Consider the following 19,937-nt stretch of genomic DNA (forward strand, 5'->3'; position numbering starts at 1 on the left):
TCAACGCTCCGATCAGGGACTGGCATTTTCCGATTCCGGGGTGGCGATCCGAACAAAAATATCCTGCAGGCTGGGCTTGGTGATCTCAAAATGTCGGACCCGGCCGCGACGCATCAATTCTCCCAGAATGGCCTGGGTGTCGGTATTGCGTGCTAAGCGGAGTTCCTGAGCGTTTCCGAAATCGGTGATCTTTTCGACGCCGCTTAATCCGTAGAGATTGGGGGATTCCCCCTCCAACTGGACTTTAAGAGTGTCCAACCCGTAAGTATCCTGGATTTGTTGCAGGGTGCCATCGAGCACCTTGCGGCCTTTATGGATCATGAAGATGAAATCGCACATCTTTTCGGCCACGCTCATATCGTGGGTCGAAAAGATGACTGTGGTTCCGGCTTTTCGTAACGACAAAATCGCATCCTGCATGACGGTACGATTGGTCGGGTCGAGGCCGCTGAACGGTTCGTCCAGAATCAGCAGTTCCGGCTTGGCGATGACCGCCGAGATGAATTGAACTTTTTGGGACATCCCTTTGGAAAGGGTATCGACGCGCTTGTTTTGCCAGTCGAGAAGTCCCATGCGGTCGAGCCAGGATTCGATATCGGCATCGCAATTCCGAACATTTTTTAGTCGAGCGAAGAACCGGATCAGTTCCTTAACCTTCATGTTCTTGTAGAGGCCACGCTCTTCCGGAAGGTAGGAGATTTTGTCCGAGTATGCCTGAAAAATCTCTTCCCCGAGCACTTTCAGGTGCCCCGAATCGGGGGCGTAGATTCGCATGATCATGCGAAGGGTAGTGGTCTTCCCCGAGCCGTTGGGACCGATGAATCCATAAATGGTATTCCGCGGTACCCGAAGGGACAGGTCGTTCACGGCCACGAAATTCCCGAAACTTTTCGTGACGTTGTTGATCTCAATGGCATCGCTCATGGAGTTGTTATATAAGGGAGAATTTGAAGACTTGTCCGGCTATTCGAAGATTCTCCTCCGGGATTTAGGAATCGCGGGGTCCTTTAGCCACTTTTCGCGATATAATTTCGGCATACCTGCCGTTTGCCAATGGGGCTCTCCCATGTCCAAAATGTCATTTTTTTGGGTCTGTTCCATCCTGCTGCTGATTGCAACGGGCGGACGGGCCGAAGACGCGATTCTCTTCAACCGGGACATCCGGCCGATACTCTCCGAACATTGTTTTCAGTGCCACGGACCGGATAAAAACAAGCGCAAGGCGGATCTGCGCCTCGATAATCGCGAGGCGGCCCTGCGGAAAGAAGCTTTCGTACCGTGCAATGCCAGTCAAAGCGAACTCGTGAAACGGGTTCTGTCTAATGATCCGGAGGCCGTGATGCCGCCGGAGAGTGCGCACAAGCCTTTGAATGCGGCTCAGAAAGAGCTGTTGAAGAAATGGATTGACCGCGGGGCGGAGTATCAGCCGCATTGGGCCTATATCAATCCGGTCCGGCCTGCCGTACCAGGAGTGAAGCGAGAAGGCTGGGAAAACAATCCCATCGACGCTTTCATTTTAAGTGCTCTCCAAGCGCGAAAGATGAAACCTTCTCCGGAAGCCGATCGACAGCGGCTCATCCGTCGGGTCTATCTCGATCTCATCGGTCTGCCGCCGACGCCGGAACAGGTTCAAAAGTTCGTCGAGGATAATGATCCGAAAGCCTACGAAAAAGTGGTGGATAGCCTGCTGGCGTCGCCCCACTTCGGCGAACGGATGGCCATTCCCTGGCTGGATCTGGTTCGCTTTACCGATACGGTGGGTTACCACGGCGATCAAAATCAGCGGATCTTCCCTTATCGCGATTATGTGATCGAGGCTTTCAACAAGAACAAACCCTTCGATGAATTTACCCGCGAGCAACTGGCCGGTGACCTTCTCCCTAATCCGACAGAAGAACAGTTAATCGCCAGTGGTTACAACCGCCTGAACATGATGACTCGCGAGGGAGGAGCCCAACCCAAGGAATACCTGACCAAGTATCAGGCCGACCGGGTGCGAACCACTTCGATTACCTGGCTCGGTTCCACATTCGGCTGTGCCGAGTGCCACGATCACAAATATGATCCCATCACGGCGAAAGACTTCTATTCTTTTTCGGCTTTTTTCGCGGATCTCAGACAGTGGGGCGTTTATAGCGACTACAACTACACCCCCAATCCCGATCTCAAGGGCTGGAGCAATGATCACCCGTTCCCACCGGAGTTGGAAGTCAAGAACACCTATCTGACGAAGCAGATGGAACTGGCTCGGGACCGGGCGAATCATCAAATTCACCTTTCTTTCGAAAAATCCAAATCGGATGCGGCACTAGCAGCCAAATTCAATCGATGGGTGGAAGAGAACACAAAAAAAACTTTTGTCTGGCAGACACCCGCACCGACCGAAGGTAAGGACTTTAAGATAAAAGACTCCGGTCAGATCGTATTCACGGGCAAGGCCGTGAAAGGTGGATCCCAAACCCTAGAGTATCGGCCTCAGCCAGGCTGGGTGACGACGATTCGCCTCGAAGCACTCCCCAGTGCGGAGCACAAAAACACAATCACGCGGGACGGAGCGGCCACGGCACTGATCCAAGTCACGTTTGCATTGAAAAATAAAGAAGGTAAGGAAACCAAGCTCGGTATCCAGGCGGGCCGGGCGGATCGCTACGAGATTATCCGTTGGGCCAGCACGGTGCCATTTATCGGTTTGGATAAAGGCCAATGGCGGACAGCGGCCGGGGCTTTCGAACAGGCCCAATCGGCTTACTGGTTGTTGGAGAAACCGGTGTACCTGAAAGAAGGTGATGAGTTACTGGTCACCTTGAAGAGCGATAATCTCGGCTCGGCCCGTGTGAGTTTATCGCCACTCGACAACGTTTACGACGACATCGATTCCGAGTTGGGTAACCCTTTTAAGACATTGAATAACGAGCATCGACAGGAATTGGGCGAGAAAGTGTATCGGCTGTTTTTGAAAGGCACCGGAGCCGACCCGGAATCCTTCAAGGTTTATCGCGAAGCGATGCAAATTTGCCACGAGATGAATCGGGGCAAAGCCTGGACACAAGTCTCGGTCGCCACGACACCTATCACGACGCGAGTATTGCCACGCGGCAACTTCCTTGATGAAACGGGACCGATTGTGGAACCGGCCGTCCCTTCTTTCCTGCCGCAGATCAAGAAAGTGGGAGATTCAAAACGGCTGAACAGGCTAGATCTTGCTAACTGGATCGTTTCCCCGGAAAACCCTCTGACCGCGCGCGTTTTGATGAACCGGCTCTGGAAGCAATTCTTCGGTACCGGCATCAGCGCGGTCATGGAGGATGTGGGAGCACAAGGAGAATGGCCGAGCCATCCGGAATTACTCGACTGGCTGGCGGTCGAATTCCGTGAGAGTGGCTGGGATGTTAAACGGATGGTGAAGCTAATCGCCTTGTCGGCGACGTATCGGCAGGATTCCAAGGCTCGAGCCGAGTATCGTGAAATTGATCCCAACAATCGATTTTTGAGCTACCTGCCACCCCGTCGTCTGGAGGCCGAGTTCGTTCGGGATAATGCTCTGGAGATCGCCGGGTTGTTAAACGAAGAGGTCGGTGGCCCCAGTGTGAAGCCTTATCAGCCGGAGGGCTACTATGCGAATATCCAGTTTCCCGATCGCCGGTATGTAGCCGATACAGACCTGAAGCAGTATCGCCGGGGAATCTATATGCACTGGCAGCGGACTTTCCTTCATCCGATGCTGGCCAACTTCGATGCCCCCAGTCGCGAAGAATGCACGGCCAGTCGGAACAATGCCAATACCCCGCAGCAGGCTCTGACTCTTTTGAACGATCCCAGTTTTGTTGAAGCGGCTCGTGTCCTGGCTGAAAAATTGCTCGCTTCGGATGCCGTCAGTGATGACGCGCGAATCCAGTGGCTTTACCATCGGGCCTTGGCTCGCTCGGCGACTGAAAAGGAGGTTCAATCGCTTCGCAAATTCCTGGCAACACAGAAGCACTACTACTTGGATAATCCCGAAGAAGCCAAGAAGCTGATCCACACGGGTATTGCTCCGCTGAATGCTAAGGTGGATGCGGTGGAATTAGCAACCTGGAGCAGTGTTTGCCGCGTGATTTTAAACCTGCACGAAGTAATTACCCGTTATTAGATTTTGGTCGAGGTTTGAAATGAACGATTTAGCCAGACGATCCTTTCTTTTGCACTCGGCCTACGGATTAGGCGGCCTGGCCCTTGCCAGTCTTTCCGCCCGCGCGGTGGAGAAGTGGAAAGGCGTCGTCAATCCTCTTCATTTCAAACCCCGGGCGAAACGAGTCATCCATCTCTGTATGGCGGGTGGTCCCAGCCAATTCGAGACGCTGGACTACAAGCCCAAGTTGAAAGAATTGGATGGTAAGCCTTTTCCGGAATCCTTCACTAAAGGTCAGCAACTGGCCCAGTTGCAGAATACCGTCCTGAAAGCACGCGGCCCCATCTTCAATTTCAAAAAGTATGGCAAATCGGGACAGGAAATCTCCCAGGCCTTTCCCGAGATTGGCTCGATAGCGGATGATATCGCGATCGTTCGCTCGATGCAGACCGAACAAATCAATCACGACCCCGCGCACGCCTTCATGAATTCCGGCTCCATCATCAAGGGCCGGCCGAGCATGGGAAGCTGGCTCCTTTATGGACTGGGCAGCGAATCGGAAAATCTCCCCGGCTTCATCGTCATCACTTCCTCGGGCCGGACCGGTTTGCAACCGGTGTCCGCGCGACAGTGGTCGGCCGGAGTACTGCCCAGCCGATTTCAGGGGATCCAGTTTCAGGCCAAAGGAAATGCGGTCCACTATATCGGCAATCCGGAAGGAGTTTGCCAGAGTACCCAACGGCAAGTCATTGACGAAGTTAATCGACTGAATGGAATGCTGGCGGAAGATCGGCTCGATCCGGAGATTCAGACTCGAATTTCGCAATACGAACTGGCCTTTCGCATGCAGAGTTCAGTGCCCGATCTCACCGATTTCAGCAAGGAAACCAAAGAGACTTTAGAGCTGTATGGAATCAAAAAACCCGGCGACGGTTCCTTCGCCTCCAACTGTCTGATGGCCCGGCGCTTAGCTCAGCGCGGCGTGCGATTCATTCAACTCTATCACCGGGCCTGGGATCATCACGGCGAACTCGAAAAAGGAATCAAATGGGCCTCGGAGGATGTCGATAAGCCCTGTGCCGCACTTGTCAAAGATTTGAAACGATTAGGAATGCTGGACGATACCTTGGTAATCTGGGGAGGGGAATTCGGCCGTACTCCGATGGGGCAGGGCAGCGGCCGGGATCATCACATTCTGAGCTTCTCAATTTGGATGGCCGGGGGTGGTATCAAAGGGGGTGTTACCTATGGCGAAACCGATGAACTCGGCTATCGGCCCGCCGTGAATGCCGTGCAGGTACGCGATCTCCATGCCACCATGCTCCACCTTTGTGGAATCGATCATCAACGGCTGAGTGTCAAGTTCCAGGGACTGGATTTGAAACTCACCGGTGTGGAACCGGCGCGCGTACTTAAGGATATCCTCGCTTAATCCAGTAGTTCTCGGACCCTCTGCCAAGTCAATCGGCCGTCATAGGCCGAGAAGTACAACGGCTTGTACTTCTCGGTAGCCACCCGCCGGGCGAAGTCTTTCCGTTTCTCTCGAGCGTCCGAAAAGCTTTCCAAACCTTTCTTCAACTCCAGCGTTTTGGCTAGGACCTCGTTCGCAATCTGCTGGCACTCGTTGACTCGTATAACATATTGCTCGTAGTACTTGCGGTACTCGCCCAGGAACTCTTCTGGAACCGCGTCCGAGCCCTGAGATTGCAGATACTTCTCAAATTCGGTCCAGCTCGGAACTTCGTCAAAAGCCGCCAGCATCTCGGACGTGGCGCGGTAACTGCAGCGAACCATCAGTCGAAACAGCTTCAGATAATCGGGCGACTTCACCTTCACGCGATAGAGCACTTCCCGATCATTCTCGAGCTGGATTACCGCGCCTTCCTGGTCGGTTCCTTGAAGGCTTTGCATCAAGTGGGTGATCTGCGCTTCTAATCCCTCTCCGGGGGGGGCCAGTAGGGGGGCCAGACTCAGCCCGTAATGATGCCCAAACTCGCGCACACGATCCAACGGCCAATAGCGATGGTTGTGCGGATCGAAAATCGCCAACAACACGAGATCTTCCCGGCCTTTATAGTCGGTGATGATTCGGGCTTCCGGATGAATGAGTTCAAAGATCAGGCTCAGCCGTTCGAATTGCGGTTCCAGAAGTATCGGATAATACTTCCCCGCCAGTTGCCGGGCGGTGGCCAAATAGTCAAATTGGCTTAACTTTTCCGGCGCGTCTTCATCCTGGACCCCTAGTCTCGAATCGAGCCCTTCCAGCATACCTCGCGTGCTGAACCAGACGCGGTCGCCGTGGACGAAGCGCTGGATCATCGTTCCATCCAATTTTTCGACAAAGCGAATCTTTGCCGAGCTCTGTTGGGCCAATTCGCTCAGATCGCGATGCTGAAACTCTTTCTCCCCCAGATTGTAAATCTTGATCAGAGGTAGAGAGACCAGCCGATACGGCTCGCGTTGGTAGATGATTCCCTTGGCATAGAGCTGGTGCTGTTCGAGTGGAGTGAATAGGAGCTTGGAAGCATTGGCTAATACCAGGCCGGAAATTTCGCGCCGGATTAGAAGCGGATCTTCGTCGATGGCCCGCAGAATTTTTGCCGGGTCGCTACGAAGGTGGTTCAGTAACAGGTCGATCCGCAATTCCATGCTCTTTCCTTTTGGCAGATCTCAATAGAGAGCTGGAGAAAATGCGAAGGTTCGGAAGGCTTTGTAGCCATTTAACCCTATGGCCGTGAGGGAATTTTGTACTCGGGCGCAACTGAAATTTCATCGCCTGCGCGAAATGCAGGATTATTGCAGATTTAACTCCATCCCCGCTTTCTCTCGAAATTTTCATGATCTATGTTCGAGGAGAATTAGTTTTCCTGCGGAGGCTCTACCATTCATACGTCCGATCAGGTCACGCCACAGTTGCCGACCAAATCTCGTAAATTGAGAAGCCGCTACGCACAAGTGAATGGCGAAAACGTCATTGAGCTGACACCTCAACTGAAGATTCGCAAGGTCATCCTGGCCATTATCACTGGGGCTTTGCCCGATGATTTGCGGCCCGAGGCTTTAAAGCTACTCATCGACACCCTGCGAGTAGCCGACGAAGAAATCCGCTGTCTGGCAGTAATCGCTCTGCACGAGATCGGCGTGGGTTCTCCCGTGGCGTTGGATGCCTTCGTCGATCTGCTCAACGATTTCCATCCGCCAGTTCGCCGGCGAGCCGTGAGAGCGATTGGCGACTTCGGGCCCGATGCGTCGCACGTTGTTCGCGAACTGATCACCATGATGAACGACGATGTGCATAGCGTTCGGGTCGAAGCGATTAACTCGATTGGTAAATTGGGCAGTGTGGCGAAAGCGGCCATCCCGGCGGTAGTGTCTCTGATGAGTGAAGAAGACACCCGAATTCGAACCATTGCCACCATGGCTTTGAAGAAGATCGGCAAAGTTTCCGTCCCTCATCTGGTTGGGCTTTTAGCCGATCCGGAAGCCATTTCCCGTGAACGCGCAGCTCGCTTACTCGGGAGGTTGGGTTCCACCGATGAGGTTGTCGTTCAGTCTCTCCTGCAGGCCACTTTAGATTCAGAAGAGAATGTCCGGGAAGCAGCCCGGGAAGCGCTCGAATACATCCAGTGCCCGGTGATTATCTGATCTTGCAACGGCGAAGACTACATCAGTCCAATGCGTTCGCTTCGCCGTTCCAGCTGCCTAAACTCCCAGGGCGTGAAAGCATCCAGTCCGATCAGCCAATGCCGTAGACCTAGACAACGGGTGCAGCCGGCCTCATCGCTGTAGAGATCCACTTCCTCCGCCGCTTGAATCTCCTTTTCCGGATGGGTTTCCGATTGCACGTAACGTATCGGAAGCCATCCCGACACCTGCTCCTGGTTGATCAATCGAATCTCGACCGGAAGATATAAGGATTGCAACTGTCCCTGCTCCGCCAGTCGTAAGGATTCAATCTGAACGAAGGGCAACCAATGGAGTTTATCGGCGACGACAACCTCCAGTATATCCCCCAGGAAATCGTCCTCATCGCGCCAGCCTTGAACCTCCCGGCCATCGACGGTCCCTTCGAAGGAGTCGCCGCTGCCGTTGGCTTCATCCAGAAGTTCCAGGCCCGCTTCCAGACGACCTTGGGCAAACAGTTTGAGCGCCCTAAGACGAGTTTGGGTCGATCCCGGTAGGGGGAGAAGAAATAGTGGCTTGCGACCGCGTAGGTAAGCCAGCCGGTTTTTTTCGATGTCCGCCGCCTGACTTTGGCTGAATTCAGTTGTCATGCGGATGAGATATGCCTAATAGCGACAAATGGCGAATGGTCTTCCTTCGGTAGCAACTTTCCAGACCACTTTTTTATTTGAATCGAACTCGACGACCTCATTATGATTGCCCCCGGCTACCAGAACATTGCCATTGCGCATTTTCTGCAGACGGGTCACTTCGAAGTTGATGTTCTTATGTTCGAAGAGGGCTTTACCCGTGGCATCGACTTCGGCGTAGCCGTTGGCACTGTTGTAATAACCAATCAGAAAATGCTGATTCGGTAGAACCTGAAACCCTCCCCAGCCCTGCATCTTCGCAATCGGGATCGTCCGCAGAATTTTGTTGCTGGGATCCAGTTCAGTCAATCCGGAATCGCCTAGCACGAAAGTATGCCCCCGTTTATCGCGATGCACCTGATAAATCTGATTGGGAAGATTCGGAAATTCGCCCAATCTCTTTCCACTGCGATCAAACTCCATCACTCCTTGATGAGTGGAGACCAGGGTATTTCCATTCGGGAGTCGTTGAGCACTGGTAGCATTCCCTCCTAAAGGCGGGCTCTTCCAGACAATGTCTCCTTTGCGGTTTCGTTCGGTCACCTGCGAGGTGTAGTACTCGGCGATGAGGATATTACCGTTGGGGAGAGCCTGCACATCCACCGGGCCGCCGCAGTTTCGCAGTTCCCAGGTTTTCTTTCCTTCACGATCAACTTCGAAGACGCGATTTCCGGGATTGCCATCGACTTCGCCGATTAGCGTCAGACCGCGCAGAGCGGGTTCAGAAGTTAGACGCGTCAGTGGAATTTTCTCGCCGTTTTTGTTCCACCAGTCCAGCCAGGCGGCTTTCGATTTTTGTCGGGCTTCCGGGGTGTCTGCCGTTAGTACGAATGGGATTTTCTCGCCATCGTAAAGTCGGCAGAGTTGATCTTCGATTAACAGCGCGATTTCAAAGGGAGAGTTTTCGAACAGCGAAATAAAAGGGACGACCTTATCCTTTTGTCCCACGCGAATCAACTCCAGATAAGCATGGAAGCGGATTTCTGTACTGGGGTCGGCCGTGAGCGGTTCGAGAAGTTTGATCTCGGCCGGGAAGCATTTTGCCAGAACTTCAACCCCGACTTGCCGGACCCAGATGTAGCGATGCTTCAGGAACGACTGGAGTCTAATGTCGGAACCGGGAGTTTTCGGAAGTACCTTCAGCAGGCATTCCTGAAGGCGATCGCGAAGGGAACGCTCTTCACCCAGTATCTCGACCATTTGAAAGAGCGGCTCGATTTGCTCGAGTTTCAAGGCCGATTGTTTTTCCAACATATCCAACGCGGCGTGTTGCTTGTTCCGATATTCCGCCGCCTTCAGAGCGCGCTGAATCCGCAGGGTCTGCCGTTGAACTTCCGGTTCCGGTGATTCCAGCCCTGGCATCAGAGGATTCAAAACGATCGGCCCCATGCGAATCATCTCTTCGTAGGCCGCGTCTCGTATCTCGAATTGATCATTCCCAAAATTTTGAAGGAGTTGGCGTATCCGCGCTATTTCCTTGTCCGTGGGGATTCCTTTCTGAAGAAAGCCCGAAGCCTCCTCGACTGTTCGAAAAGACGGAATCTTGGCAATCTCCCTTAACGGTGGTGAGACGGGGGGAGTGAAAGCAAAAGCGGGGAAGATTAATCCAAGCAGCAAGAGGGTCAAGAGAATCAGCGAACGACGATGCGCGAGGATCATGCCGACACTCCTGAACGATCACCTCGGGGCTATCGTCAGTTAGATAGAATCAAGAGAACGATTCTAACAGGATGCGGATGGAAATTCGAGCAATTACTGGCAGGTCCGGAATGAGAATATTCTTTTGTTTGTTCCTGCTATTGGTCCCAGGGAGGTCTGAATGTCTGGAAGCGCAACTTCCTCGGGAGGCCGTGGGCTGGATTCATGCGGATAACGATCTGCTCGGCACCGGCTTCCTGATCGATTTGGAAAAGAAGCGGATGCTCAGCTGCTATCACTGCGTCGGCGAAGCCAAAGGGCTCGAAGTATTCTTCCCGGTGCGAGACAAAGACGAACTTCTTGCGGATAAAAACTATTATCTGAGCCATCGCACCGAGTTGCGAAAAAGCGGGCATCTGATACCCGGCAAAGTGATCCGAAAATCTTTAAGCCGGGACCTGGCATTAATTGAACTCGCGGAGTTGCCACCCGGCGCACAGAAAGTCTCTTTCGCATCGAGAGCGGCGTCGCCGTCCGAATCGATTCGAACCGTCGGCCATCGCTATGATGCCGAATCGCTCTGGAATGTTACCCAAGGAGTGTTGCGACAATCGGCCCGACAGGAGGGCTACTTCTGGCAGGGACAGAAACTGGCCCAAAATGCCCACGCTCTATTTCTTCAATTACCCGTGAATACCGGCGATAGCGGCGGGCCGTTGTTAAATTCTCAAAATCAGGTCATCGGTATTACTTCCGCCGTGCGTTGGCGAACGGGTGGAATTGCAATAGGTATTGGCTGGGAGGAGATCCGATCTTTTCTCGATCAACCGGCGAGTGATAGCCCTACTACGAAGGCTCTCTACGAAGCTGTTGCCCAATCGACGCTTTGGGTGAATCCCGCCGCGACGGAATTTCGTCATGCCGGTTTTCTGGTCGATGCCCAAAAAGGATGGATCTTAACAACATCAAAAGCCGTGGAAGGATTAGAGAAAACGGAAGTGGTTTTTCCTCTGGCCGATGCTTCACGAGCGGAGCGCTTTCAAAAAAAGCTGTATGAAGTTCCTGGCACAGTCCCCCGATATACAGTTCGGGTGCGAAAAGTGGATCTGGTACGCGACCTCGCGCTCCTGGAGTTGGAAGCTCCACTACCTTCCCGAAAAGCCGTGACTCTCGCGATCAAGGAACCGGCCGTGACGGATCGGATCCATTCGATCAATCATCCTTTAGGGGTCGATTGCCTTTGGCTCTATTCGCAAGGGAATGTGAGGCAGAAGACCCGACTGACTGTAGAGAAGCCTGAAGCAATCGAGTTCCGGGTTCTTCTCCTGCAAATGCCGACACAGGGCTCCTCGCCGGGCGGACCCGTGTATAACGATGCGGGCGAAGTAGTGGGGTTAGTTTTGAATCGCGAATCGGCCCAGCAGCAGATCGGATACGCGATCACCGCGGCGGAGATTCGAGAGTTTCTGAAAGAGAAAAAGTAAACGAAAAACGGATGCCAAGTTTGGCATCCGTTAGTAATTTTCGAGTTTTGAACGCGGCTTAGGCGAGGGCTTCCAGATGGGTCTTGATTCGGTTCACCGGGAGCTTTTCGCGTCGGGCCAATTCATTCCGGCAAGCCGTCAGCAGTTCCTGACGTAGTTCCCAGTTGCTCAATCCCACCGAATCCCAAGCTTTGATAGTTTCGCTGGTGGCCGGGTTCAAGCGGGCAATTTTTGTTAACCAGGTGATTCCCGCATCGAGTGTGATGTGGGTGGTCTTCGGGTGATGCCAGGCAATATGAGTGGCCAGGCAACCGCGCGGCATGGCATGAGTGAACATCCCATGTATCAGCAGCGGGCTAGCTTGTTCCAATAATTCCGATACGCGGTCCAGTCCCGAAATAGTAACGTTCGGGAGCCAGACTTCGCGAAACTCTTCAAGGCAGCGTGTCCAAGGCATGTCCATCTCCTGACGAAAACGGGACGTCCATTCCAAATGCAGTCGGCATCTCGCCGTGGGGTTTATGTCGGGAACACTGGCTTTGTCGAAGACCGCGAAAGGCCTTGACAAAAGGGGTGATAGTGAAAACTCTAAGAGATGATTTTTTCCATCGCTCAGATAGTGTCCCCAACAGGTAAGACAATCATATTAGCCACCATTGATGCTTGTCAAGGCGCTACTTGGGCTTTTTCCTAAAGTAAATATTCAAAATGACTTGCGTTTGAAAATATGGTTAATTTTGGAGGTAAAAAAGGGGCAAAATGGGTATCTAAAACCCGCGCTAACAAGAGACTATAAGAACAAGTTCCGAAAAACAAACTTTTATGCGCTTGAATGTGCGAATGTTATTGTAATGGGGGAAAATATTTGAGAGTATTCTCCCCCACATATTTCCGAACTACTTCTTTTCCTGACGTTCGGGACGCAAAGCCCTCACGGCCACGCCCGCTCGCCACATTTCACTATCCGCAATCGCTTTCAGCTCTTTCTCGAGATTTACTCGATAATCCGGACGGCTATTCGCCTCCAGTGTTCGGCGGGTTTCTTCCCCGGTTTCGACACTGTGATAGAGCTGTTCGAACACTGGTTTCGAAGCGTCGCGGAACTTGGTGAACCAGTCCAGCGCGCCGCGTTGAGCGGTAGTGGAGCAGTTGGCGTACATCCAATCCATACCCTTCTCCGCGATCAGCGGGTAAAGGCTTTGCGTGGCCTCTTCCACTGTTTCGTTGAATGCTTCGGAGGGGCTGTGTCCTTTGGCTCGCAGCACTTCGTACTGCGCCAGCCAGAGGCCGTAGATGGCCCCCATCAGTACACCGCGTTCTCCGGTGAGATCGCTGAAGACTTCTTTTCGGGCCGTGGTTTCGAACAGATAGCCGGAGCCGATGGCGATGCCCAGAGCCAGGCAGCGTTCGCGTGCCCGGCCCGTAGCGTCCTGATGCACCACAAAACTCGAATTAATCCCCCGGCCTTCGAGGAAGTGCTTGCGGACCGTGGTACCCGAGCCTTTGGGGGCTACCAGAATCACATCGATATCCTTGGGAGGAATGACGCCGGTCTGGTCGTGATAGACCAGCGAGAAGCCGTGCGAAAAATAGAGGGCCTTACCAGCCGTCAGATGCGGCTTGAGTTTCGGCCAGAAGTCTTTCTGACCGGCATCCGAAAGCAAATACTGAATAATGGTGCCTTTTTCAGCGGCTTCTTCCAGTGGAAAGAGGGTTTTGCCGGGAACCCAGCCATCTTCGAGAGCGAGAGCCCAGCCGGCGGAATTGGGACGCAGACCGATGATGACCTTCAAGCCGTTATCTCGCATGTTCAGCGACTGACCCCGGCCCTGTACGCCGTAGCCCAGAACCGCGACGGTTTCGTTGCCGAGAATGCTTTTGATTTTCTCAGGGGGATAGTCCGAGCGTTCGACGGCCTGTTCCACAAAATCGTTGATTCGAATTTCTTTCATCGGATGTTCCCTCACGGAATCGGAAAAGTATCTCGATATCAAGATATCTGGCAGACATCTTCCTGTCAAGAATCTTGACATAAAGATACTTTTGTTTAACAATAGCGGTATGGCCGATGATCTGATTGATCGAATGAACGCCGCCTGGCGGCAACAACGACCCGATCTCGATCCCACTCCGCTCGAGAGTGTCGGCCGGGTCATCGTGCTCGCCAAGCACCTGGAAAAATCGGTGGAGGCAGCTCTCGAATCTCACGATTTAAGCCTCGGCCAATTCGATATTTTGGCGACGCTACGGCGTCAGGGGGATGGCGGAAAATTGACGCCGGGGCAATTGATGGAAAGCGTTATGCTTTCCTCGGGAGGCATGACGAATCGACTCGATCGACTCGAAAAAGCCGAGTTGATTCAGCGTTATGCCGATCCGGACGATCGCCGGGGAGTGATGGTCGGCTTGACGGCCAAAGGCAAAAAACTGATCGATGCCGCGACGAAAACGAGATTTGAAGAAGCCCGAAAATCGATGCCGCCGCTCACCGAACGGCAGACGGAACAACTGATCGATTTGTTGCGCAAATGGCTGTTGCAGTTCTCTTAAATTTTCCGTCGGGCCAGTCCGACTTTCAGGCCCTTCAAAAACAGCTTCAGCTTTTCCACTTTTCTCAGCTTGGGCCGCCGGGACAGCACGTCGTAATTCTGCTCTTCGATTTTGCGGAGAATTGCCAAACCCCCCTGTCGAAACAGTTCGATATCGATCCGTACCTTGCGCGGCAGCCGTGCAATAAGGGGTTGGCCTTCCATAAAAAACTGTTGGGCTCGATGCACTTCGAAGATCATCAGTTGTCGAAATTCCTGCGTAAAGTGCTTCTCCAGAATATCACTTTCGGCCACGCTGAAACGGAGAAGATCTTCTTCGGGAAGGTAGATTCTGTTCAGATTGTCGAAATCCCGCGCGATATCCTGCCAGAAATTAGTCAATTGCAGGCCGGTACAGATCAGATCAGAGAGCCGGGCATTTTCTTCGGTATAGGCTTCGCAAAGATATAGCACCAATCGGCCGACGGGATTCGCCGAGTTCTGGCAATATCCCAGCAGCTGTTCAAAGCTGGAATAGCGATTGATCAACTGATCCTGTTCGAAGGCAGTCAGCAGATTTAAAAAGGGTTCCCGGGGAATCTGAAACTGCTTAATCGTCTCGTTCAGTGCGACCATTACGGGATGCCAGGCTTCGTTCCGGTAGCAGGCTTCGAGTTGCTCCCGCCACCATTTCAGCAGTTCCAGCGCCTGCCGGGAGTCAGCAATTTCATCGCCCAGATTATCGGCCCAACGGCAGTAACTGTAAATCGCCTGGAAATGCGGAACTAATTTTCGGGGAAGGAGGTAGGAAACGACCGTGAAGTTTTCATAGGTGCATTGAGTGAGTTCCGCACAATACGCGCGGGCTTGCATCAAACTCACTGGGATCGGGGCGGCGGCAGGACCATATTTCGCCAGATCCTGATGAAATTTCAAATCCATGATAGTTCAAGATAGCATTTTTTGTCGGGGACGAGATCGGCCTGAGTATCATTCGTCGCGATTCTGAACGTACTGGTAGCCGAATCGGCCCTTAATGCAGAGATGGCCGTGAGTGACTTCCACATCCAGGGGCGAAGTCACTTTCACGATCGAATTGTCCTGAACGTGTAAAGTCAGCGTGCAGCCTACGCCACAGAAGGAGCAGATGGTATCGGTCTGGGTCTGTTTGCTTTCATCCCAGGTGCCAGCGGCGCGCATGTCGAATTCGCTTTTGAACATGAGTGCACCGGTAGGGCAGACGCCGATACAGTTGCCGCAGTAGACGCAAGCTGAGTCGGGCAAAGGCACATCCGCTTCCGTCGAGATATGAGACTGAAATCCCCGCCCTGCAACAGCAATCGCGAACGTATTCTGCGCATCGGTGCCACAAGCTTCGACGCACTTATAGCAGAGAATGCACTTGGAGTAATCGCGAACGTATAAGTCGTTGTCGATCTTAACCGGAACCTGGGTCGTGCGGGCCTTCGTGCCATCGACGGCTTCTGCGTGATCGTGAGTTCTCGCAGATTCCTTTCGCGGCCCGTAGCGATCCGGCTTCGCGTCGTAGCGTTCGATGTAAGATTGGGCTTGCGGCGCGGTTGAGAGATCGACGGAAGAGCCGAGGAATTCCAATACCATTTTGCGGGCGAGCCGAACGCGCGGCGAATCGGTCTGGATGACCATCCCCGCTTCGATCTTGCGGGAGCAGGCCGGTACTAATGTCCGCGCCCCGGTCAATTCCACCACACATATCCGACAGACATTCACGGGAGTCAGATTTTCGAGAAAGCACAAAGTGGGCGTATCAATTCCCAACGAACGGGTCACGTCGAGAATAGTCGAAGTCTTGGGCGCTTGCACCGTTCGGCCGTCAATGGTGATATCCACCAGCTCGACCACCGGTTCGGCGGGGGGTAACGGTATCCGCGTGGAAACGGGCGGAGCCTGAAACCAATAGCCGTCATTGCTCATGGCTGACCTCGTTCCGCGAACAGACCCTTCAAGTTTTTCAACGCCGACTCGACTGCGCTCGAAGCCGTCTGGCCCAAACCGCAGATGGAAGCATCCCGCATGACCTGACCGATTTCTTTAAGAAGATTCAATTCTTCTTCGCGACTCACCAGCGGCTGCTGGCTCCTGAGCCTATGAAATAACTCTTCCTGGCGAACCGTTCCTACCCGGCAGGGGACGCACTGGCCGCAGGATTCAGCTCGGAAGAATTCGGCGATGCGAGTGAGGATGTCGGTCATATCGACGCGATCATCGAAGATGATAATCACGCCCGAGCCAAGCGTGGCGTTGGCGGCTCGGGTTCCCTCGAAGGTGAGTGGAATATCCAGCTGATCGGGGCCGACAAAGACCCCGGCCGCTCCGCCGAGCAGAATCGCTTGAATCTTCCGACCTTCAGGTACGCCGCCCGCTATCTCAATCATCTGGCGAAGTGTTGGGCCGAAAGTCGTCTCGTAGACGCCAGGCCGGGCAACATGACCCGAGAGGCAGAACAGTTTAGGCCCCGTAGAACTCTCCGTACCGAGTTGGGCATAGGCTTTGCCGCCCTCTTTCAGGATGAGTGGGATATTGACCAGCGTCTCAACGTTATTGATGACCGTAGGCTTGCCAAACACACCCTCTTGAACGGGAAAGGGAGGCTTATTGCGAGGCTCGCCGCGTTTTCCTTCGATCGAATTGAACAGGGCAGTTTCTTCCCCGCAAATATACGCCCCGGCGCCGCGACGAATCTCGATATCGAAATTCAAACCCGACTCAAGAATATTCTCGCCGAGAAAGCCAGCGAATCGGGCCAAGTCGAGCGCCAGAGCTAAACGCTTGCCCGCCAGGGGGTACTCGCCGCGAAGATAGAGGAAGCCTTTTTCGCAGCCGGTGGCCAGCCCGGCGATGGTCATCCCCTCGAGAACGGCAAACGGGTCGCCTTCCATCAGAAGTCGATCTTTGAAGGTTCCCGGTTCGGATTCATCCGCGTTACAGACCAGGTAGTGGGGCTTCGCCGGCGCTTTCGCGACAGCCTCCCATTTTCGACCTGTGGGAAAGGCCGCGCCGCCACGGCCCATTAACTTGGAATCAAGAACTTCGCGAATTACCCCTTCGGAACCGAGTGCGAGGGCCTGTTTTAGCCGGGCATAGCCTCCAGAAAGAATATAAGCTTCAATACTTTCAGGATCGATTTTGCCGATCCGCTTTAGGAGTCGCAGCTCCCGTGAACCGGACGGAGGGATAGATCGGCTCAGATTTTGAAACGGCTCATCCACCGGCCAAGCGTTCTGCTTCAATCCCTGAGTAATTTCTTCTCCACTGGTGGGAGCCAAAGTAATACCACGTGGTGTCGTAGCCGCTTGCAAAGTCAGGGCAGCGGGAGCCCGCTCGCAAAGTCCCAGGCAAGGACTGCGCTGCCAACTTCCTGAGCCTGAGGGGCCTAACGTTTTTTCCAAATCCTGGCAGAGGTTTTCGCCACCTTTAATCCGGCAGGCAATATCGTCACAAACATGGACCACCGTAGAAGGCCGAGGGCTAAGGCTGAAGAGGTGATAGAAGGTGGCAACGCCGTAAGCTTCTGCCGGGGGGACAGAGAGTCGCTGGCAGATGTAGTTGAGGGCGCCTTCAGATACCCAACCGATACGCCCTTGCACGGCATGGAAGGCCTCGATCAAGCGATGCCGTTGAGTTCGCGATTCCTGACCTCCTACTAATGCAATTCGGCCTTCCTCGTTCAAGTTGCGTAGTCCGCCCATCCAGGCCGAAGGGGCAGGGCCGAGCAGCCCGTCGACGGCTTCGCGCTCCTGAGGACTCGCCGTATCACCATGAATGTGAAGATCCATCAGGACCGCACTTTCTGGGGCTCAATGCGCACCGCGGCGGCTTTGAACTCGGCCGTGCCTGCTTTAGGATCGGTGAAGTCGATCGTCAGCAGGTTGGTGGCTACTTCGTCCGGAAAATGGAAGGTCATGAAAGTTAGTCCCGGCCGCAATCCCCGATCGATTCGGGCCGGGACTTCCAGGCTGCCGCGACGCGAGATCACTTTCACCAGATCGCCGTCATGCACTCCGAGAGTCTGGGCATCTTCGGGAGAGACGTCCAGCGTTTCGCCGCGACGCAGCGGCGATTGATAACCCGCGGTTTGCACGCCGGTGTTGTAGTCATCGAGCCGCCGACCAGTAGTCAGTCGATAGGGATATTCGGGGCTGAGCTTTTCATGCGGCGGGTCATGCTCGACGGGATTAAAAGCCACTCGGGGGCCATTCAAAGGTTGTTCCCAGAGACGGCTATGCAGGAACATTTCCCCGGGATGATTTTCATCGTAGCAGGGCCATTGCAGTCCGTTGTGTTTTTCCAATCGGGCATAACTCAGCCCGGCGTGTGCAGGACTCAAGGCGCGAACTTCGTTCCAGATGTCCTCACTCTTGGGTTTACCCCAATCGTGTCCCAGCCGGCGAGCCAGTTCGAAGAGGATATCGAGATCATCGCGAGCCTGGCCGGGTGGATTCAAGGCTTTTCGAACGCGCTGAACCCTTCGTTCGCTGTTTGTGACAGTCCCTTCGCTTTCGCACCAACCGGCAGCAGCTGGTAGCACGACTGTGGCCAGTTCCGCCGTCTTGGTCAGGAAGATATCCTGAACCAGGAGAAAATCGAGGCTTTCCAAGAGTCGTCGGGCTCGGGTTTGATCGGCTTCGGACTGGAGTGGGTTTTCGCCAATCACGTAAAGCGCTTGCAGTTCGCCATGCTCCATCGCCTCAAACATTTGCGTGAGGTTCAAGCCGCGTTTTGGGGGGATTTTGGCCCCCCAGTGTTTCTCGAACTTCAAGCGGAACTCATCGACTTCGACGTGCTGAAAGCCGGGCAATCGATCGGGCAGGGCTCCCATGTCGCCGCCGCCTTGCACATTATTCTGGCCGCGAAGGGGATTCAGGCCGCAGCCATAGCGGCCGACTTTACCGGTCAACAACGCCAGATTGATCAGCGACAGCACATTATCGACGGCATTATGATGTTCGGTTATGCCTAGGGTCCAGCAGATAATTCCTTTATCCGCTTTGGCGTACGTATGCGCCAGTTCGCGGATCACCCGGGCCGGGACGCCCGTTTCCCGCTCCGCATACTGCAGCGTGTAGGATTCGACAGCCTTTCGATATTCCTCGAACCCAGTGGTGGCGTGGTCAATGAACTGCTGGTTCTGTAATCCGGCCGCGATGATCTCGCGACCGACGGCATTCGACAAAGCAATATCGGTTCCGATATCCAGACCCAGCCACTGGTCGGCCCATTGCGTGGAACTGGTTCGACGGGGATCGATGGCGAAGAGCTTGGCTCCGTTATGTATGCCCTTGAGGAGATGATGAAAGAAGATCGGGTGCGTCTCCCGGGCGTTAGAGCCCCAAAGGAGAATCACCTCAGTCTCTTCGATTTCGCGGTAGGAATTGGTGCCGCCGCCCATCCCAAAGACTGTCGCCAGACCGACGACGCTTGGGGCATGTCAGGTGCGGTTGCAGCTATCGATGTTATTACTGCCAATCACCACGCGAGTAAACTTTTGAGCGATGTAGTTCATCTCGTTGGTAGTTTTAGAACAGCTGAATAACCCGTAGGCTTCAGGCCCCTGTTTTTCGACAACTCGCTGCAATCCCTGGGCCGCTCGGTCAAGCGCTTCTTCCCAGGTGGCGGGTCGTAATGAACCGTTTTCGCGAACGAGAGGAGTTGTCAGTCGGGGATAAGGTTTCTTCGGGGTTCTGTTGTTCATGTTCCACATCCGAAGTGAATTGATTCTCTATAAAGTCTAAATTAATTGTAGGTTCCTGACAGAGAGCGGACAATCAAACCGCTTCAGAGCGATACCTTTGAAAATCCCCTCCTTCCTTTTTTAACCGGGTGAGTA

Annotated in this window: 15 protein-coding genes; 5 read left to right on the forward strand and 10 right to left on the reverse strand. The window is 53.8% G+C overall.

Going from position 1 to position 19,937, the window contains the following annotated elements; translation table 11 throughout:
- Window positions 1-12: 12 nt before the first annotated feature.
- The gene (locus KIH39_RS23290) at window positions 13-924 is read right to left on the reverse strand and encodes an ABC transporter ATP-binding protein (RefSeq protein ID WP_213495915.1); all 912 of its coding nucleotides are present in this window, start codon (window positions 922-924) and stop codon (window positions 13-15) included.
- Window positions 925-1,066: 142 nt separating this feature from the next.
- Here KIH39_RS23290 and KIH39_RS23295 point away from each other — a divergent pair, with 142 nt between their 5' ends.
- A complete protein-coding gene (locus tag KIH39_RS23295; RefSeq protein WP_213495916.1) occupies window positions 1,067-4,129 on the forward strand; it encodes a PSD1 and planctomycete cytochrome C domain-containing protein in 3,063 nt (1,020 codons plus the stop codon).
- A 19-nt stretch (window positions 4,130-4,148) separates the two neighbouring features.
- Entirely contained in the window at window positions 4,149-5,540 is a 1,392-nt protein-coding gene (locus tag KIH39_RS23300) for a DUF1501 domain-containing protein (protein ID WP_213495917.1), read from the forward strand.
- Here KIH39_RS23300 and KIH39_RS23305 read toward each other — a convergent pair.
- Complete coding sequence (locus KIH39_RS23305; RefSeq protein ID WP_213495918.1) at window positions 5,537-6,757, reverse strand: RNA ligase family protein; 1,221 nt, start codon at window positions 6,755-6,757, stop codon at window positions 5,537-5,539. The two genes, KIH39_RS23300 and KIH39_RS23305, sit on opposite strands and share 4 nt — an antisense overlap.
- A 306-nt stretch (window positions 6,758-7,063) precedes the next feature.
- On the opposite strand from KIH39_RS23305, the gene KIH39_RS23310 reads away from it, so the two are divergent.
- The gene (locus KIH39_RS23310) at window positions 7,064-7,753 is read left to right on the forward strand and encodes a HEAT repeat domain-containing protein (protein ID WP_213495920.1); all 690 of its coding nucleotides are present in this window, start codon (window positions 7,064-7,066) and stop codon (window positions 7,751-7,753) included.
- A gap of 17 nt (window positions 7,754-7,770) precedes the next feature.
- Here the strand turns inward: KIH39_RS23310 and KIH39_RS23315 are convergent, their stop codons facing one another.
- Together KIH39_RS23315 and KIH39_RS23320 are read right to left on the reverse strand one after the other, a co-directional pair.
- Window positions 7,771-8,382: a type VI secretion system accessory protein TagJ gene (locus KIH39_RS23315; RefSeq protein ID WP_213495922.1), complete on the reverse strand. Its 612-nt coding sequence runs from the start codon at window positions 8,380-8,382 to the stop codon at window positions 7,771-7,773.
- Between the two features lie 15 nt (window positions 8,383-8,397).
- Window positions 8,398-10,080 (reverse strand): hypothetical protein, encoded by a 1,683-nt coding sequence (locus KIH39_RS23320; protein WP_213495924.1) that lies wholly within the window; start codon window positions 10,078-10,080, stop codon window positions 8,398-8,400.
- Window positions 10,081-10,190: 110 nt separating this feature from the next.
- Here KIH39_RS23320 and KIH39_RS23325 point away from each other — a divergent pair, with 110 nt between their 5' ends.
- Window positions 10,191-11,543, forward strand: a complete 1,353-nt coding sequence (locus KIH39_RS23325) for a trypsin-like peptidase domain-containing protein (protein ID WP_213495926.1) — start codon at window positions 10,191-10,193, stop codon at window positions 11,541-11,543.
- Window positions 11,544-11,601: 58 nt separating this feature from the next.
- Here KIH39_RS23325 and KIH39_RS23330 read toward each other — a convergent pair whose 3' ends face one another.
- Together KIH39_RS23330 and ilvC are read right to left on the reverse strand one after the other, a co-directional pair.
- Window positions 11,602-12,000 (reverse strand): hypothetical protein, encoded by a 399-nt coding sequence (locus KIH39_RS23330; RefSeq protein WP_213495928.1) that lies wholly within the window; start codon window positions 11,998-12,000, stop codon window positions 11,602-11,604.
- Window positions 12,001-12,439: 439 nt separating this feature from the next.
- Complete coding sequence (ilvC, locus tag KIH39_RS23335; RefSeq protein WP_213495930.1) at window positions 12,440-13,495, reverse strand: ketol-acid reductoisomerase; 1,056 nt, start codon at window positions 13,493-13,495, stop codon at window positions 12,440-12,442.
- Between the two features lie 109 nt (window positions 13,496-13,604).
- Between ilvC and KIH39_RS23340 the strand changes: the two genes are divergently transcribed.
- Entirely contained in the window at window positions 13,605-14,093 is a 489-nt protein-coding gene (locus KIH39_RS23340) for a MarR family winged helix-turn-helix transcriptional regulator (protein ID WP_213495932.1), read from the forward strand.
- Here the strand turns inward: KIH39_RS23340 and hpnC are convergent.
- From hpnC to fdhF, 4 genes are read right to left on the reverse strand one after another with little or no spacing between them, the layout of a single operon-like run.
- A complete protein-coding gene (hpnC, locus tag KIH39_RS23345; RefSeq protein WP_213495934.1) occupies window positions 14,090-15,013 on the reverse strand; it encodes a squalene synthase HpnC in 924 nt (307 codons plus the stop codon). The two genes, KIH39_RS23340 and hpnC, sit on opposite strands and share 4 nt — an antisense overlap.
- 48 nt (window positions 15,014-15,061) lie before the next feature.
- Window positions 15,062-16,024, reverse strand: coding sequence for a 2Fe-2S iron-sulfur cluster-binding protein (locus KIH39_RS23350; protein ID WP_213495936.1), 963 nt, complete (start codon window positions 16,022-16,024; stop codon window positions 15,062-15,064).
- Complete coding sequence (locus tag KIH39_RS23355; RefSeq protein ID WP_213495938.1) at window positions 16,021-17,886, reverse strand: NAD(P)H-dependent oxidoreductase subunit E; 1,866 nt, start codon at window positions 17,884-17,886, stop codon at window positions 16,021-16,023. The genes KIH39_RS23350 and KIH39_RS23355 overlap by 4 nt, the downstream gene beginning before the upstream one ends.
- On the reverse strand, window positions 17,886-19,802 hold the full coding sequence (gene fdhF / locus KIH39_RS23360) for a formate dehydrogenase subunit alpha (protein ID WP_246539400.1): 1,917 nt from the start codon (window positions 19,800-19,802) through the stop codon (window positions 17,886-17,888). The genes KIH39_RS23355 and fdhF overlap by 1 nt, the downstream gene beginning before the upstream one ends.
- Window positions 19,803-19,937 lie beyond the last annotated feature (135 nt).

Source organism: Telmatocola sphagniphila, from assembly GCF_018398935.1.
Classification (GTDB): domain Bacteria; phylum Planctomycetota; class Planctomycetia; order Gemmatales; family Gemmataceae; genus Telmatocola; species Telmatocola sphagniphila.

Excerpts from the sequence above, each read along its gene's own strand:
- KIH39_RS23290 (WP_213495915.1), bottom strand. The coding sequence starts at position 924 with ATGAGCGATGCCATTGAGATCAACAACGTCACGAAAAGTTTCGGGAAT.
- KIH39_RS23295 (WP_213495916.1), top strand. The coding sequence starts at position 1,067 with ATGTCCAAAATGTCATTTTTTTGGGTCTGTTCCATCCTGCTGCTGATT.
- KIH39_RS23300 (WP_213495917.1), top strand. The coding sequence starts at position 4,149 with ATGAACGATTTAGCCAGACGATCCTTTCTTTTGCACTCGGCCTACGGA.
- KIH39_RS23305 (WP_213495918.1), bottom strand. The coding sequence starts at position 6,757 with ATGGAATTGCGGATCGACCTGTTACTGAACCACCTTCGTAGCGACCCG.
- KIH39_RS23315 (WP_213495922.1), bottom strand. The coding sequence starts at position 8,382 with ATGACAACTGAATTCAGCCAAAGTCAGGCGGCGGACATCGAAAAAAAC.
- KIH39_RS23320 (WP_213495924.1), bottom strand. The coding sequence starts at position 10,080 with ATGATCCTCGCGCATCGTCGTTCGCTGATTCTCTTGACCCTCTTGCTG.
- KIH39_RS23325 (WP_213495926.1), top strand. The coding sequence starts at position 10,191 with ATGAGAATATTCTTTTGTTTGTTCCTGCTATTGGTCCCAGGGAGGTCT.
- KIH39_RS23330 (WP_213495928.1), bottom strand. The coding sequence starts at position 12,000 with ATGCCTTGGACACGCTGCCTTGAAGAGTTTCGCGAAGTCTGGCTCCCG.
- ilvC (WP_213495930.1), bottom strand. The coding sequence starts at position 13,495 with ATGAAAGAAATTCGAATCAACGATTTTGTGGAACAGGCCGTCGAACGC.
- KIH39_RS23340 (WP_213495932.1), top strand. The coding sequence starts at position 13,605 with ATGGCCGATGATCTGATTGATCGAATGAACGCCGCCTGGCGGCAACAA.
- hpnC (WP_213495934.1), bottom strand. The coding sequence starts at position 15,013 with ATGGATTTGAAATTTCATCAGGATCTGGCGAAATATGGTCCTGCCGCC.
- KIH39_RS23350 (WP_213495936.1), bottom strand. The coding sequence starts at position 16,024 with ATGAGCAATGACGGCTATTGGTTTCAGGCTCCGCCCGTTTCCACGCGG.
- KIH39_RS23355 (WP_213495938.1), bottom strand. The coding sequence starts at position 17,886 with ATGGATCTTCACATTCATGGTGATACGGCGAGTCCTCAGGAGCGCGAA.